General features: G+C 46.9%; 10 protein-coding genes. 9 read left to right on the plus strand and 1 reads right to left on the minus strand.

What is annotated here, in order from left to right:
• Positions 1-6: 6 nt before the first annotated feature.
• From ACFODX_RS08170 to ACFODX_RS08200, 7 genes are all read left to right on the plus strand, one after another.
• Positions 7-2,757: a DUF2339 domain-containing protein gene (locus tag ACFODX_RS08170; RefSeq protein WP_378117901.1), complete on the plus strand. Its 2,751-nt coding sequence runs from the start codon at positions 7-9 to the stop codon at positions 2,755-2,757.
• The gene (locus tag ACFODX_RS08175) at positions 2,744-4,219 is read left to right on the plus strand and encodes a DUF3999 family protein (protein WP_378117903.1); all 1,476 of its coding nucleotides are present in this window, start codon (positions 2,744-2,746) and stop codon (positions 4,217-4,219) included. The genes ACFODX_RS08170 and ACFODX_RS08175 overlap by 14 nt, the downstream gene beginning before the upstream one ends.
• A 40-nt stretch (positions 4,220-4,259) precedes the next feature.
• The gene (locus ACFODX_RS08180; RefSeq protein ID WP_378117905.1) at positions 4,260-5,012 is read left to right on the plus strand and encodes a ribonuclease H1 domain-containing protein; all 753 of its coding nucleotides are present in this window, start codon (positions 4,260-4,262) and stop codon (positions 5,010-5,012) included.
• A gap of 32 nt (positions 5,013-5,044) precedes the next feature.
• On the plus strand, positions 5,045-6,466 hold the full coding sequence (locus ACFODX_RS08185) for a hypothetical protein (RefSeq protein WP_378117908.1): 1,422 nt from the start codon (positions 5,045-5,047) through the stop codon (positions 6,464-6,466).
• Between the two features lie 23 nt (positions 6,467-6,489).
• A complete protein-coding gene (locus tag ACFODX_RS08190) occupies positions 6,490-7,380 on the plus strand; it encodes a hypothetical protein (protein WP_378117910.1) in 891 nt (296 codons plus the stop codon).
• 113 nt (positions 7,381-7,493) lie between these two features.
• Positions 7,494-8,345 carry a 3-keto-disaccharide hydrolase gene (locus ACFODX_RS08195; RefSeq protein ID WP_378117911.1) on the plus strand — a complete coding sequence of 284 codons (852 nt, stop codon included), beginning with the start codon at positions 7,494-7,496 and terminating at the stop codon, positions 8,343-8,345.
• Positions 8,346-8,525: 180 nt separating this feature from the next.
• Entirely contained in the window at positions 8,526-10,223 is a 1,698-nt protein-coding gene (locus tag ACFODX_RS08200) for a tannase/feruloyl esterase family alpha/beta hydrolase (RefSeq protein ID WP_378117913.1), read from the plus strand.
• Between the two features lie 211 nt (positions 10,224-10,434).
• Here the strand turns inward: ACFODX_RS08200 and ACFODX_RS08205 are convergent, their stop codons facing one another.
• Positions 10,435-10,689: a hypothetical protein gene (locus tag ACFODX_RS08205; RefSeq protein ID WP_378117916.1), complete on the minus strand. Its 255-nt coding sequence runs from the start codon at positions 10,687-10,689 to the stop codon at positions 10,435-10,437.
• 43 nt (positions 10,690-10,732) lie between these two features.
• Here ACFODX_RS08205 and ACFODX_RS08210 point away from each other — a divergent pair, with 43 nt between their 5' ends.
• Both ACFODX_RS08210 and ACFODX_RS08215 read left to right on the plus strand, forming a co-directional pair.
• Positions 10,733-12,604 (plus strand): cellulase family glycosylhydrolase, encoded by a 1,872-nt coding sequence (locus tag ACFODX_RS08210; RefSeq protein ID WP_378117918.1) that lies wholly within the window; start codon positions 10,733-10,735, stop codon positions 12,602-12,604.
• A 219-nt stretch (positions 12,605-12,823) separates the two neighbouring features.
• Positions 12,824-14,878 (plus strand): glycoside hydrolase family 2 protein, encoded by a 2,055-nt coding sequence (locus tag ACFODX_RS08215; protein ID WP_378118135.1) that lies wholly within the window; start codon positions 12,824-12,826, stop codon positions 14,876-14,878.
• Positions 14,879-15,020: the final 142 nt, after the last annotated feature.

The following is a 15,020-nucleotide window of genomic DNA, read 5'->3' on the forward strand; positions in this document are numbered from 1 at the left end:
ATTGTTATGGCGCTATTAATTATTTTTTCCCTGATTGGTGTAGGCCTGGGCGAGGTTATTTTTTATCAACATGGTTGGCTTATCGGCGGTATTTTTGGTTTTTTAATCACAAAAATACTCCAGCAAGGGGCTCAGCTTAATCGTCTTGAAAGCGAGGTCAGGAACTTACAGGTTTCGCCGGTTAAACCGCCTGAATTGCAGCCAGTTGCACCTGTTGAGTCGCCAGTTCCTGCTGCACCGGCGGTAAGTACAGAAACCACAACCTCTGTTGCGACTGCGCAGACCACAGTGTCTGCAGTGCCATCCTTGGAGGAGCGTTTAAGAGCACAGGGTGTTGAACTGCCAGAGCCACAAGCGCCGATTACGCCACCGCTCGGAGCGTCAGTTCAGCGGCCGCCACGTCAACCGAATGCAGTGGAAAAGGCGGCAGAAAAATTTCAAAGCTATCTCAAAAACTTTTTTACCCAGGGCAATCCCATAGTGCGTATTGGTATGGTGGTTATGCTTTTTGGGTTGAGCTTTTTGGTGAAGTACGCGGCAAACCAAGGCATGTTCCCGCTGGAGTTGCGTATGGCAATTGTTGCCCTGATTGCCTTTGCGTTAATTGTTGTTGGCTGGAAAACCCGCGCTCGCGAAGGCGGTTATGGTTTGGTTTTGCAAGGGGGCGGTATAGCGGCAATTTATCTCACCCTGTTTGCCGCAGCAAAAATGTATGCCTTTATGCCGGCGGGTGTAGCGCTGGTGTTAATGCTGCTGGTTGTTGCCTTGGGTGTATTGTTGGCTGTACTGCAGAATGCGCAAGTATTAGCGCTCATGGCCACCGCGGGTGGTTTTCTCGCGCCCATCCTTACCTCTGACGGTTCTGGCAACCATATTGGTCTGTTCAGTTTTTATTTGTTGCTTAATCTTGGCATTCTCGCCATTGCCTGGTTTAAAACCTGGCGTTTACTGAACTGGGTAGGTTTTGTATTTACCTTTGTAATCACCTCGCTCTGGGGTGTATTGAAATATGAGCCGCAATTCTATGCCAGTACCCAACCATTTTTACTGGCGTTTTTTGCACTTTATTTGTGTGTATCTATTTTATTTTCACTCAAACAACCGCCCAACCTTAGAGGCTTGGTGGATGGCAGCCTGATTTTTGGTTTACCCATTGTTGGCTTTGGTTTGCAAACTGCTCTGCTAAAACACACGGAGTATGGGCTTGCTATTAGTGCGCTACTGCTCGCGGTCATTTACATCGCGCTGGCGCGTGGACTTTGGGCCAAGTACCAACAAACTCATCGCGTGTTGATTGAATCTTTTATTGCGCTGGGTGTGACGTTTGCGACGCTCACCATTCCCCTGGCGTTGGATGCACAGTGGACATCGGCAACCTGGGCGTTAGAAGCGGCTGGTTTGATTTGGGTGGGCCTGCGTCAGCAGCGCTTATTACCACGTTGCGCTGGTTACTTGCTTTATATCGCTGCAGCCATGTCGCTCTTGGTGGATGGTGTGAGCGCGGGTGCGCAGCCCATAATTCGTGGTGATTTTATTGGCATCTTGATATTAATCCTCGCTGCCATGGCAATTGCATTTCTTGCGTATCGTTTTAATGCGCTGCTGCTGCGCGGCGAAAAAAATCTCAGTCAGATTGCGCAAATTATTGGTTGGCTGTGGTGGTTGCATGCGGGTTATATGGAGCTGATGGCGCATTTACCCGGCGAGCAACAATTTGCGGCATTGATCAGTTTCTTTGCGTTGTCAGTGATTGCCGTTAGTTGGCTAAGTAAAACCTTGGCTTGGCCCTCGTTTGCCACTTTGGGCTTTTGGTTGCTTCCTTTAACTTCGCTGTGGGCGCTGCGCAATTTTGGTGAAGGTTTATTTATTGGTTACAACCTGCACCCATCGCAGGGCTGGGCGCTTCTGGCGCTTGGGTTATTTTTTGCAGTTCAATACCGCTTTTTATGGGCTCGGCGTGAATTGTCTGCTTGCGGATTGCTGAGTGTGTGGCATGTACTGACGGCCTGGTTTTTATTTACGCTTATTTATTGGGAGGCGAGCTACTGGCAAGGTGTTATGCAGTGGCAGGGCACTAGTTCAGCGGTTTTGTGGTTTGTGTGTTTGGTTGTGCCGCTAATCGCGCTATTAAATCTCACCAATAAAACAATTTGGCCTTTTGCAGCTTATCCGGCGGATTATAAAAATTTAATTCCAGCGCCTTTATTGTTGCTGTTGTTTGGTTGGTTTTTATTGGCATGTCGCTCGACCGGCATTACTACGCAAATGTATTTGCCACTGCTCAACCCACTGGATCTGGCTCAAGCTGCCGTGGTTGTTATTGTTGCTTACGCCATTAAACGCGACTTCGTTAATTTGCAAAGTGCACCGGCTCAATGGCGTTACGGTTTATTGGGTGGTTTAGGGTTTGTGTGGATTAACCTAGTGCTGCTCAGGGCCATACATCACTACGCACAGGTCGATTACACCCCAACTGTTATGTGGAATTCGGCCATAGTGCAAATGTCGCTTTCTATATTGTGGGCAATTTGTGCGTTGGTAGTGATGAACCTTTCGCGCCGTTGGCAAATTCGCAACCTTTGGTTATTGGGGGCTGCTTTATTGGGTGTGATAGTCGCCAAACTTTTCCTGAAAGATTTAAGTGGCGCCGGGACTTTGGCCGGTGTGGTTTCGTTTATGGCCGTAGGTGCATTGATGTTGTTAATTGGCTATTTGTCACCGATTCCGGCCAAAGCACAGCCTAATGATGCGCAATAAGCGCAGCAATTTCTGTGTAATTAGTTTGCAAACCTGTGAAGAGGTAAGAATGAACGGGGTAAAAAAATATTGGCTATCAATAGGTTTTGCGCTGGGATTTATTTCACCAGCCTATGCTGATGTGGTGCCTGTGTACGAAATAAAACAAACGGCGAGCACTTACCTTCAAACCACCTTGACTCACGATATCTATCGCTACAGCAGTAATTCCCAACTGACGGATCTGCTGGTGGTGGATCAGCAGGGCAATAAACTGCCATACCGCATCAGTACGCCCAGTGCAGAAACCAGTGTTCAACACGAACAAATCCCCGTGCGTTTTTTTCCTGTGCCGGTTGGTGCTGCGCCGGAAACCTTGCTGATATTCAGCAGCGCCTCGATCCGTTTGGATGACAATGAAATTTCCGTGAGCGCAGAAAAAGGCATGGGTTCTGCGGCAGAGAATCCTGCCGCGCCAACGGATTTCTATTTGGTGGATTTAAGTGATTTAAAAACACGCGCAGACCAGTTGTCTCTGCTTTGGCCGGTTAATGAAGCCCATCAGTATTTGGAAGTGGAGGTCAGTGGCACCAATGACATGAGCAACTGGGCTCCTATCACCAAAACAACTCTGGTGCAGTTGCAAAAAAATGGTGAATTTTTAACGCGCAATAAAATTCCACTCAACTTGGGCGAAATGCAATACGCCTATTTGCGCCTGAAATTTATTCGCGGCGCAGAAAATTTAATACTGACGCAGGTGCAAGTGGAAAATAGCCAGGCTCTCACCAAGGCTCTACAGCGAGATACCTGGGAATTGGACGGCAGCTTGGTGAAAAGCACCGAATCCGCTTTACGCGCCCAGCGCCACACACCACAACAACCCGTGGCTGCATGGGAATTTGAACGGGACGATATAGCGCCGGTCAGCAAAGCCTCAATTACTTTGGGTGATATCCAATACGGCGATATCATCCATATTTTTTCCCGCGCCAATAGCAAAAAACCATGGAACCTTGTGCATCAGGGTATTTGGTTTAACGTTCAAGTTGGCAATGAATGGCAGCAAAGTAATGCCATCGCCTTGCATAACAATACGCACACCCAATGGCGAGTTGAACTGCATGAAACACTTGGTGCCAAAACCACACCCAAGTTGGTGTTTGAACGCGATGCTCAGACCCTGGAATTTATCGCCAATAACGCAGCACCTTACAGCATCGCTATAGATAACAAGACAACTACCGACCATCTAACCCTGTCATCACAAATTTTCTCCCAACTTACCGCCGGCAAAGATATCCAATGGCAGCAAACCACCCTCGAACCACTCAACCCCAGCTTGAGCTCGTTTTCTCGCCATCAATTTCACGTCAGCTGGAAAACGGTTTTATTTTGGCTGGTGTTGATAGGAGCAGTAAGTGCGTTGATCTGGGTGGCGGTGAGGTTGGTGGGGCAGATGAAAAACCAGCAAACCAAGTAAATCTGTACAGTTTTTTTTACATGAAAAGAAAGAGAATCTAATGGCTTCAAAATTTTATGTGGTATGGGCGGGGCGCGAGACGGGGATTTTTACGGATTGGCCGACGTGTAAAAAGCAGGTGGATGGTTTTGTTGGTGCGCGTTACAAATCCTTTTTAACGCGCGAGGAAGCTGAGGCGGCGTTTGGTGGTGCAAAATCTAAAGCGGGAACAGGGCGTGCGGCAGCCAGTGGAGCAAAAATAAAAACTTATAACGCTGCTGAGGTGAACGCACTGCCGGTGCAGGTAAAGATTTTTACCGATGGTGGTTGCGAGCCGAATCCCGGTGAAGCGGGTTCCGGGGTGGCGGTGTATGGCGATAACAAACTCACTGCGCTTTGGTACGGTTTATACAACCCGATGGGCACAAATAACACCGCTGAACTCAATGCGTTGCACCAGGGTTTGTTGCTCGCACAGGAAGAAGTGGCCAAAGGAAAAACGGCCGCCGTTTTTTCTGACTCGCAATATGCGATCCAATGTGTAGTGCAATGGGCGATCGGTTGGGAAAAAGCGGGTTGGAAAAAGAAGGGCGGTGAGATTAAAAACCTCGAACTCATTAAAGAAATTTATTCACTACACCAAACCCTGAAAGACAAAGTACAAGTGCTGCATGTAAATGGTCACGTAGGTGTGCAGGGCAATGAGTTGGCGGATCGTATGTCTATTCTTGCTATTCAAACCCACGAACGGGAGTTTGCGCTTTACCGCGAACCATTGGATGTTGTTGCACTTCTGGCAATGCGTGCCGGTTAACGGCATTTTGTAACTTGTTGATGGATTAAATTTTGCTTTCTCTCTCTTCCTCTTACCGTTGTTTAAGCCTTTTTGGTGTATTTGCCTTTCTGCTCTGGCTGCCATCGCTATGGGTGCCGTTCTGGGGCGATGATTATGCATTTCTTACCCAAGCGCGCGAATCCCGTGTGAATGGATTGTCTTGGTGGCATCCATTTTTTAACGCGTCCACTACGGGCTTTTGGCGCCCACTGAGTATGGATACGGGCTGGCGTTTTGTTGAACAAATACTGCAGGGCAATCTTTTGTCTGCACATTTGTATTCTTGGGTTTTGCATGTTTTTTCGCTGGCTGGTATTGGCTTTTTTGCATACCAGGTTGCTGTGTCGCTACGTTGGTCACAGCCGTTGCTGATTGCGCTTATTACAGCTGCTATACACGCCGTTCATGTGGTTACCTATTTGCCGGTACATTGGGTTGCGGCGATGAATAGCCCTACACTGATTTTTTTTATTTCCATCACACTGGCCTTGTGGATTTTACTTCCTCGCTTGAATGGTATGGCGCGCTACCTGTGCTTGATTAGCCTGCCATTACTGCAATTACTGTCTTTATTCAGCAAAGAAGTCGCTATTTTGATTCCGGGTATGGTTGTACTGCTTGCCATTTTTTTGCGAAATTTTGCTGGCTATAAAAAAGGAGATATTGCAGTCTGGTGGCTCTGCGTTGGAATCTGTTTGATCTGGTTGTATTTTTATAAGCAATTTACTCCCGGGCGCGATCCGGTATATGGATTGGTTTTAGGTAAAAACCTTGCGATTAATTTTATGGGTTTTAGCGCATGGATTTTTAATGTTCCGCGTGAGGCCCTGCGGATGATTCTTACCGATAAATTTATGTTGGGTGCGCTTTGGGCCGCGGCTTGTTTTACTAGCATGGCTGCAGCCTATTGGCTAAGCCTGAAGCATATTGCGGCCAGTTTATCGCGCTGGCAATGGCTGGCGGCGCTGGCATTTATGTTGGTTGCCTATGGCCCTTATTTTGTTCTGGCAAACCAATCCTACGAATACTACGCCGCGCTTGCGATGATCTTACCGCTGGTATTGGTTGCACGCGGTTTGCTTGTTGCGAACAAATTGAAGCTGGGGTTGTTGTTGATCGCTTTATCCTCGCTGTTGGCTGTACAGGGTACGCGCTCGGTAGCTTACCCTGGGGTTATTGAGCGCGCTTATTGGGGGGAGCGGCAGATTGAGTTTTTAAGCCGCCAACCGGTGACGCCACCGCTATTGCTTGATCTGTCCAATCCGCATCAATTTGCCGCCTTGGGTATTGCGGGTTTGGAGTGGCGATTGGGCTTACCCAAGGGCAGTGTGATTCTGACAAACCGCTGTGATCACAATGGAATCAAGATGTCAGAGCAGATGTTAATTCAAAACTCACAGGGTGATTTTGAATGGAAGGACTGTCCCAAGTAAAAATTGCTTAAAGCGAAACTCGAATGAACCTTAAAACGCTTTTAAAAAATTATCACCCCAACATGGCATTAATTGTTGGTAACGGTATAAATCGTTACAACAGTGATGCCGGTTTAACCTCTTGGGATGCGATGTTGCTGGAGTTATGGGAGCGACATACACAAGATGAACCCAAAGATATTCCGCTCGGCATTTCACTCACAGAATTTTACGATGCGCTGGATTTAACCAGTCACTCGGTGAGTAAAAATCTGCAAAAAGAATTTTGTGCATTTTTGGAGGGCTGGCAAGCAAAAGCGCATCACTACCGTATTATGCGCTGGGCCCAAGTACATGCAGTTCCCGTGCTCACCACCAATTTTGATGAAACCCTGTCGGACTGTTTGCAGTTGAGTTTGCAGCACCATGATGCGGTGAGTTTTACCGATTTTTATCCTTGGTCCAGTTGTTTTGCGGCCGACGAAATTGATAAGCCCGCACAACAATTTGCGGTGTGGCACATTAATGGTATCAAGCGTTATTCGCGCAGCATTCGTTTAGGCTTGAGTCATTACATGGGGTCGGTTGAGCGGGCGAGGGCGCTCATTCATAAGGGAGGCGATAAACGCCTCTATTCAGAAAAACATCAGGGAAAATGGAACGGCTATAACACCTGGCTCGATTGCATTTTCAAAAATGACCTGGTGTTTATGGGCTTGGGCTTGGATACTTCAGAAATATTTTTACGCTGGCTGCTGATTGAACGCGCGAAATACTTTAAGGCCAACCCGCAGCATAAACGCGCTGCGTTTTATCTGCATGCAGGGCGCGATTTGTCTCAGGGGCAGATTATTTTTTTGAAAAGTGTTGGCTGTGAAATTATCAAACTGCCCAGTTATGACCATTTATATGGTGATGCCTGGGCTTTGCGTTGAGTTTGGTTTTGTAAATTCCCTGCCATTTATCAGATAATTGGTTTAAATTTCTGCTTTCAGTGTTAATGACAATATTAATAACAACATCCATCGCAGCAGAAAGAGAGGCATTTATGGCACCCCAAGGATTAAAACAACATTTCATGGCAACGTTGTTGCTGTGTTCTCTGGTTGGTTCGGTGCAAGCCGCTCCCGCCGAGGCCGTAGTCAACGACCCCAATAAAGAAGAGTGGGTAGAACTTTTTAACGGTAAGGATTTAACTAACTGGACGATAAAAATCAGCGGTTTTGAGTTAAATGACAATGCTTTCAATACCTTCAGGGTAGAGGACGGCATTATGAAAATGCGTTACGACCAGTACAAAGAGTTCAACAACCATTTCGGCCATATTTTTTACAACGGCGGCCCTTTTTCCCACTACCGCATCAAGGTGGAATACCGTTTTGTGGGCGATCAGGTGAAAAATGGCCCAGCTTGGGCTTACCGTAACAACGGCATCATGTATCACACGCAAGACCCGAAAACCATGGGCGTAAAACAGGATTTCCCCGGCAGTATGGAATACCAATTGTTAGGGGGCGATGGCGTAAACCCGCGCACCACTGGCAACCTCTGCACCCCTGGCACCCACGTGGTGTACAACGGCAAGTTCACTGAAGACCACATTATTAATTCCTCTAGCGATACCTTTCACGGTGAGCAATGGGTTACTGCAGAGCTGTTAGTTCACGGCAGTGAAAAAGCCGAGCACTTTATTAATGGCAAAAAAGTATTGGAATACACCGACCTGCAGTGGGATGACCGCTCACCCAATACCGGCGGTTATATCGCCCTGCAAGCAGAGAGCCACCCAACCGATTTTCGTCGCGTGAGCTTATTGAACTTGGAAGGTTGTATGGATAAAACCGCCAAGAACTTCAAACGTTATTTTGTAAAAAATAAACAGGAAGCCTGCGTGTATTAAGTCGGTGTATTAATTGTTGGGCGGTCGTTATTGGCTATTAACCTAGCAGCGTTGGATAAATAACTTATCGCGTTGGATAAAAACAAATCCTTAATGATTTATCTATCGTTAAGGGTTTGTTATTTAAACAGTAAGGATTGGTTATTTAAAAAGTTTTAAAAAATAATAAACAGGTTCACTATGAATTCACATCGCAAGCCTTGCGTTCTCGCTCGTTTTTTTAAATTCACGCTTATTAGCGCTGCTATTGTCGCCTCGTCATCTTTATTGGCGGCGGAGCATGTTAAAGGGCAGGAGGCTTGCGCCAAATTAGCGAGCCACCCATTTCCCACATCATTAAAACTGGATGTGCAAAAAGCAGTAGCGAATGAAACGGAGCAGTTTTGTTTGGTGAGTGGTGTGGTGAATGCACGCACGGGTATTGATGGCAAAAATTACGGCATAGGTTTTGAAATGCGCCTGCCGTTGTCCTGGAATGGGCGCTTTGTTTATCAAATGAATGGTGGTAACGATGGCGCTGTAGTGCCAGCGGAAGGGAGCACCGGCAATGGTGGCGCCTCTGCATTGGCGCGCGGTTTTGCGGTGCTGAGCACCAATGCCGGCCATGCGGGTGATGCGGCTGAAAATAGCCAATATGGTTTGGCTGCCGGCAACCGTTTTGGGTTGGACCCGCAAGCGCGTGATGATTATGGTTATGCAGCCACCGCCAGCATGACACCCGTCGCCCATCAAATTATGCGCGCCTTTTACAACAAATCGCCGGAATATTCCTACCTTGCCGGATGCTCCAACGGCGGGCGCCACGGCATGGTTGCCGCAAGCCGTTACGGCGATATGTTTGATGGAATTTTGGTGGGCGCCCCCGGCTTTAATTTACCCAAAGCGGCCGTGCAACACGCTTGGGATGTACAAAGTACCTTGCAAGTTGCCCCCACTCTTTCAGCGGCTTTCAGCCGCGACAATATGGCGTTTCTCACACACCAAGTCGCGCAAGCCTGTGACGAATTGGATGGTTTAAAAGACGGCCTGGTTAATAATATTCGCGAATGCCAAGGTGTATTTGATATCAACAGTCTGATTTGTACAGGCGAAAAACCCGCTGGTTGTTGGACTGATATTCAGGTGAAATCTTTCGCACGTTTGATGGCTGGCCCTAAAAATAGCAAAGGCGAGCAGCTGTATAACCATTGGTGGTACGACACCGGCCTTGCCGATAACGACTGGCGCTTCTGGAAATTTGAAAGCCCGATTCCAGCGTGGAATAACCAGCCACTCATTGCCATTATGGGCGCTGGTTCACTCGCGTATCTCTTTACTACACCCGCAACCCCAGTAGAGGGCACACCGGAAAAATTGCTGGCGTTTTTAAAATCGTTTGATTTTGATCGCGATGCGCCCAAGATTTTTGCAACTCATGGCCCTTTTAAAAAATCAGCGATGGAATATATGACACCACCGGATGTGGCTAACCCAAAGCTTGCTGATTTCCACAAAAGCAACGGCAAACTTATTATTTATCACGGCCAAAGTGACCCGGTGTTTTCCACCGTTGACCTGGTGGATTGGTATGAAAAGCTGGATAAAAACCATCAGGGAAAAGCCCAGGATTTTGCGCGCTTATTTGTTATTCCCGGCATGAATCACTGCGCCGGCGGCCCGGCAACAGATCAGTTTGATGCGCTCGGTGCCTTGGTGGATTGGGTAGAGAAGGGCGTTGCACCCGCAACCCTGATCGCGAAAGTAAACCCTGAGAATAAGTCACTGCCTGCTGCATGGAGCAAAACCCGCTCCCGCCCACTGTGCCCCTGGCCAAGTGTCGCCACTTATAAAAAAGGTGATCCGGAAGTGGCGGCGAGTTTTGTGTGTGAGGTTGACTAATTCATCACTAGCCCAGCCTATGCCCCCTTGTTAACCCCTATTAGAAAGGGCGGCGTATTTCGACTGACATTAAAATTTGCATAAATATGAAAAAAACTTCAATTTTTAATATTTATACAAGTCTTTTTCTAAAGTGAGTTACCTATATTTTCATAGATCTCAATAGTCTGGTGCCAACCACTGCAGTTGCGGTGGTGGATTGAAGTTCTAGCTAACAATAATTATTGAGATCTTTTATGAAAATAATAAACGCATTGGTAGTGCTTGGCATTACCTCCATGATTGCCGCTTGTGGCGGATCAGGCACCGGTTCTGCATCAAGCACCAGCAGTCTTTCGTCATCAAGCGCGCCCATATCAAGCACTCCCATATCAAGCCCATCTGATTCAATTGCCTCCTCGGTTGATGAAGCTTCTTCCAGCAGTGCAGCGTCCCTTGCAGACGCCGGCTCTTCTGAGGCAGTCACTTCCTCTTCAGCGGCAAACTCGTCAGCACAAACCGCTCCATCGGTGGAGTTCAGCTCCTCTGCGGGTCTGAGTTCAGCAGCGGGTGAGGTTTCATCGGCGGCTGAAAGCTCCTCAAGTGCAGTGGAGATTATTTCCTCATCATCATTGATTTCCGTATCTTCCAGTCTCGCCAGCTCCTCAGTTAGCGCGGCACTTTACCCAAGCTACAACACCAATCCCATAGCACCTGACATGACCGGTATGGAAAGCGATGCCTTACAGTTGGCCGCCAAATTCAAACTGGGGGTAAATATCGGAAACACCATGGAGGCTTATGGATGCACGCCAGCAGCAGAGACCTGTTGGGGTAATCCAATGGTTTCCGAGGCTTATATTAAATTAATGAAAGATAGCGGCGTAGACGCTGTGCGTATCCCCGTCTCTTGGGATCAATACGCTAACCAGCAAACCGCAGAAATTAGTGCGGCCTGGTTGAATCGTGTAAAGCAAGTCGTGCAGTCGTCTGTAGATAACGGCCTTTATGTCATCGTTAATATTCATTGGGATGGTGGTTGGCTGGAGAGACAATTCTCCGAACCCTTGGCTAGGGATAACAAAGGTCCTGTCACCGATGAATTAAGAGCGAAAGTTGATGCCAAGCAAAAAGCTTACTGGGAGCAAATAGCAACAACACTGCGTGACTTTGACGAGCATGTAATATTTGCCAGCGCCAACGAGCCGGATGCCGAAACCGAGCAAGACATTGCTGACCTTGAACGATACCACCAAACCTTTGTGGACGCGGTTCGTTCGACCGGTGGGAAAAATGCTTACCGCGTACTCGTATTACAAGCGCCAAAAACAAACATAGATAAAGCTGCTACTGAGTGGCACAACATGCCTTCTGACACAGCAACGGGTCGCCAAATGGTTGAAGTTCATTTCTACCCATTTAATTTTACGATTATGGATAAAGATGAAAGCTGGGGAAAAATGGCCTATTACTGGGGCAGAGATTATCACTCCATAACTGATCCTGAGCGCAACGCAACATGGGGAGAAGAAGATTATGTAGATGCGCAGTTTGCTTCGATGAAAGCAAAATTTGTGGATCGCGGAATTCCAGTGGTGTTAGGCGAGTTTACCGCAATATATCGCTCCCAACTGACTGGCGATGCACTCACCCTACATCGTGCTTCGCGTGCCTATTTTCACCAATACGTTACTCAAAAGGCGCTGGAAAATGGAATGCTTCCATTTATCTGGGAAATCGGAGCCAGTCCAGGCTGGTTGTTTGATCGCCGAACTCCGGCGGTAGGTGACCAACAAGTTATGGATGCACTCTTAATCGGTGCAGGAAAGAAAAGTAGTTCTTCAAGTTCTTCATCGGTAGCTAGTTCAAGCAAATCGTCAGCTAGCTCAAAAAGTTCTTCAAGTAGCACAAGTAGTTCCTCGAGTAAGAAAAGCAGTTCTTCGAGTAATACAACTAGTTCTTCATCCAGTGCTAGTAATCTGGTGGTGTTGGATACCAGTCCAAGTAAATGGAATATGGACAATGGTGTAGTGAAAACAGGATCGACGACGCATATCGAATTCACTGTGAACGCCAGTAATCAGGGTGCTTCATATGAATCAGCAACACCCATCGATATGACCGGTGCCACCATCAGTGTTGTGTTTAATTTTGATGAGGCCTTTGTAACCAATCGTAGTGGCGGAATGGATGGCATTATGCAGTTTTATGCCTATTCACCCTCTTGGGCCAATAGCCAATTTACCTGCTGGACCGGTTGGACTGCGCTGGTAGCAGACCAAGACGTCACCTTCACCTGCTCGAATATTACCTTGGTTGATGCGGTAGGTTTCGGTTTTCAATTCTTTGCTACCGAAGGCACCATCAAAATCAAGAGTGCGACCATTCAGTTAGATCAGTAACTAATAATCGTAATGCCGGCCTTAACCATAAGGCCGGCTTTGGTATTTTTAGCCTGGCGTTCGCGAGCGCAGATATCAAAAATTCCGGTTATATCAAGGCGATTAAGTGAACCTTGGTCGATGTAGAGTCGTCAGCCGTGATTTTTTCAGAATGATGCAATTAATAGCTGTAAGAAAGTATCCGAATTATTTAATAAATAGTAGTTTAAGGGGTGATTGATGGTGTTCATTCGAGTGCTTTTTATTTTTATATTTTTGCCGGCCTCTGCCATCGTTGTAGCTTCTGTCCGTTCAGAAATTCCGCTAGAGAAAAATTGGTTCTTTATTAAGAACGATGGTATTTCTTCTAACGAAGTTCCCTTGCCCACTTTACGCTGGAAGCAAGTAACAGTTCCCCACACCTTTAACCGGGATGACGCTGCTGATGGTGGTGGTTATTACCGTGGCCCTTCCTGGTACAAAACCAGTTTTACATTAAAAACCAAACAGGATGAAAGAACCTTTATCGAGTTTGGTGGCGCTGCCATCAGTGCCGATGTTTATCTGAATAAAAAATATGTTGGGCGGCACCAAGGTGGTTTTTCACGGTTCCGTTTTGATATTAGTGATTTTATAAAACCAGGTGAAAATGAATTAAACGTTAGGGTAGATAACCGCAAATTTGATCACATTGCTCCACTCTGGGGCGACTTTAGTATTTATGGCGGGCTTTACGGGGGCGTGAAATTAATCAAAACCTCGGTGGTACATATCGATTTACTGGATTACGCCAGTGATGGTGTTTATGTGCATACCAAAGAAATTTCCTCCAGCAGTGCTGCTGCCGATGTTGAAGTTCTTTTAAAGAACAGTTTGCAGGAGGCTGCGGCAATCGAGGTTGTTGTTGAGCTGAATGATCAGGATGGAAGAATAGTCAGCCGTGTTTCAAAACCATTTAATGTGGCCGCCGCTTCCAGTTTGAAAACAATAGTTCCCATAACAGTTCGGCAACCGCGTTTATGGAATGGGGTTATTGATCCTTATTTATACAGCGTAAAAGTCAGGCTATTTAAACAAGGCAAACGGGTTGACGAGGTCGTTCAGCATATTGGGTTTCGCAATATCACCTTCGATCCAAAAAAAGGGTTAATTCTGAATGGAAGCCCTTACAAAGTGTATGGTGTGAACACCCATCTCACTCAGCGCCCGGAAAAGGGAACGGCAGTTACCAGTAAAGACCTGAAAGAGGATTTTGAAATCCTGGATGAACTCGGTCTTACCGGTATCCGTTTGGCTCACTACCAACATCCGCACTATATTTTTGAACATGCTAACAAAAAGGGATATTTGATCTGGGCTGAAGTGCCTCTCGTCTCAGAAGTGAATGCGAGCGATGAGTTTATCCAAAATGCAAAGCAGCAACTCAGAGAGCTAATTCGACAAAACTATAATCACCCCAGTGTATTTGTGTGGGGAATCGGCAATGAAATATATAAAGCCGATGCGGATGCCAATCGGGTAGTGAGCATTATTCACCATGAAGCGGTAAAAGAAGATCCATCCCGCCCAACGGTGTACGCCAATTGTTGTGGCCCGGTGACTGCACCTATTGCCAACCATTCGCATTTAAATGCGAGCAATATTTATAACGGCTGGTACAAGGACCAAACCGGTTCAATGCTCGAATGGGGTAGGGCGGCGCACGCAGCGATTCCAAATAGACCTTTAGCCATTAGCGAATATGGTGCTGGTGGCAGTATTTATCATCACGAACTTCCGCCCCAGCTACCGGAAACAACTGGCATGTGGCACCCGGAGGAATACCAAACGCTGTTCCATAAAAGGGCCTGGCGAGATTTAAAGCAAATGGATTTCTTATGGGCGAGTTTTATCTGGGTAGCCTTTGATTTTGCATCCGATGGCAGATCCGAAGGCGACCAGTACGGTATTAATGACAAAGGCTTGGTTACCTTTGATCGCAAAACAAAGAAGGATTCATTTTATTGGTACAAGGCGAATTGGTCCAAAGAGCCGGTCATTCACATTGAATCAAAACGCTACCGCGAGCGAACCTCGGCAGTTACCGATATTGCAGTAATTACTAATCTCCATTCGGTGAAACTCTACCTGAACGGCGCACTGGTTTCCGAACAACCCGCGCTTGACCATGAGGTTCTATGGTCGGGTTTGAGGTTCAAGGCAGGTAAAAATATTGTGAAGGTGGTGGGTGACAACGGCACAGCCAGCGATAAGGCCGAGTTCGTTTTAATTGGAGCTGAACACTCTGAGCAATAGTCGTGCGAGCATTGGCAAATACTGGTTGTTGTCGTCTCAACGACCAGTTTGATTAATAAAAACTAACAAAATTAATAATAAAAACAGCAAATTTTCTTCAACATTTTCACTTTGCGAAAAAAAAACCTAAAAAGCGCTATTA

The organism is Cellvibrio fontiphilus (genome assembly GCF_042646205.1).
Lineage (GTDB): Bacteria > Pseudomonadota > Gammaproteobacteria > Pseudomonadales > Cellvibrionaceae > Cellvibrio > Cellvibrio fontiphilus_A.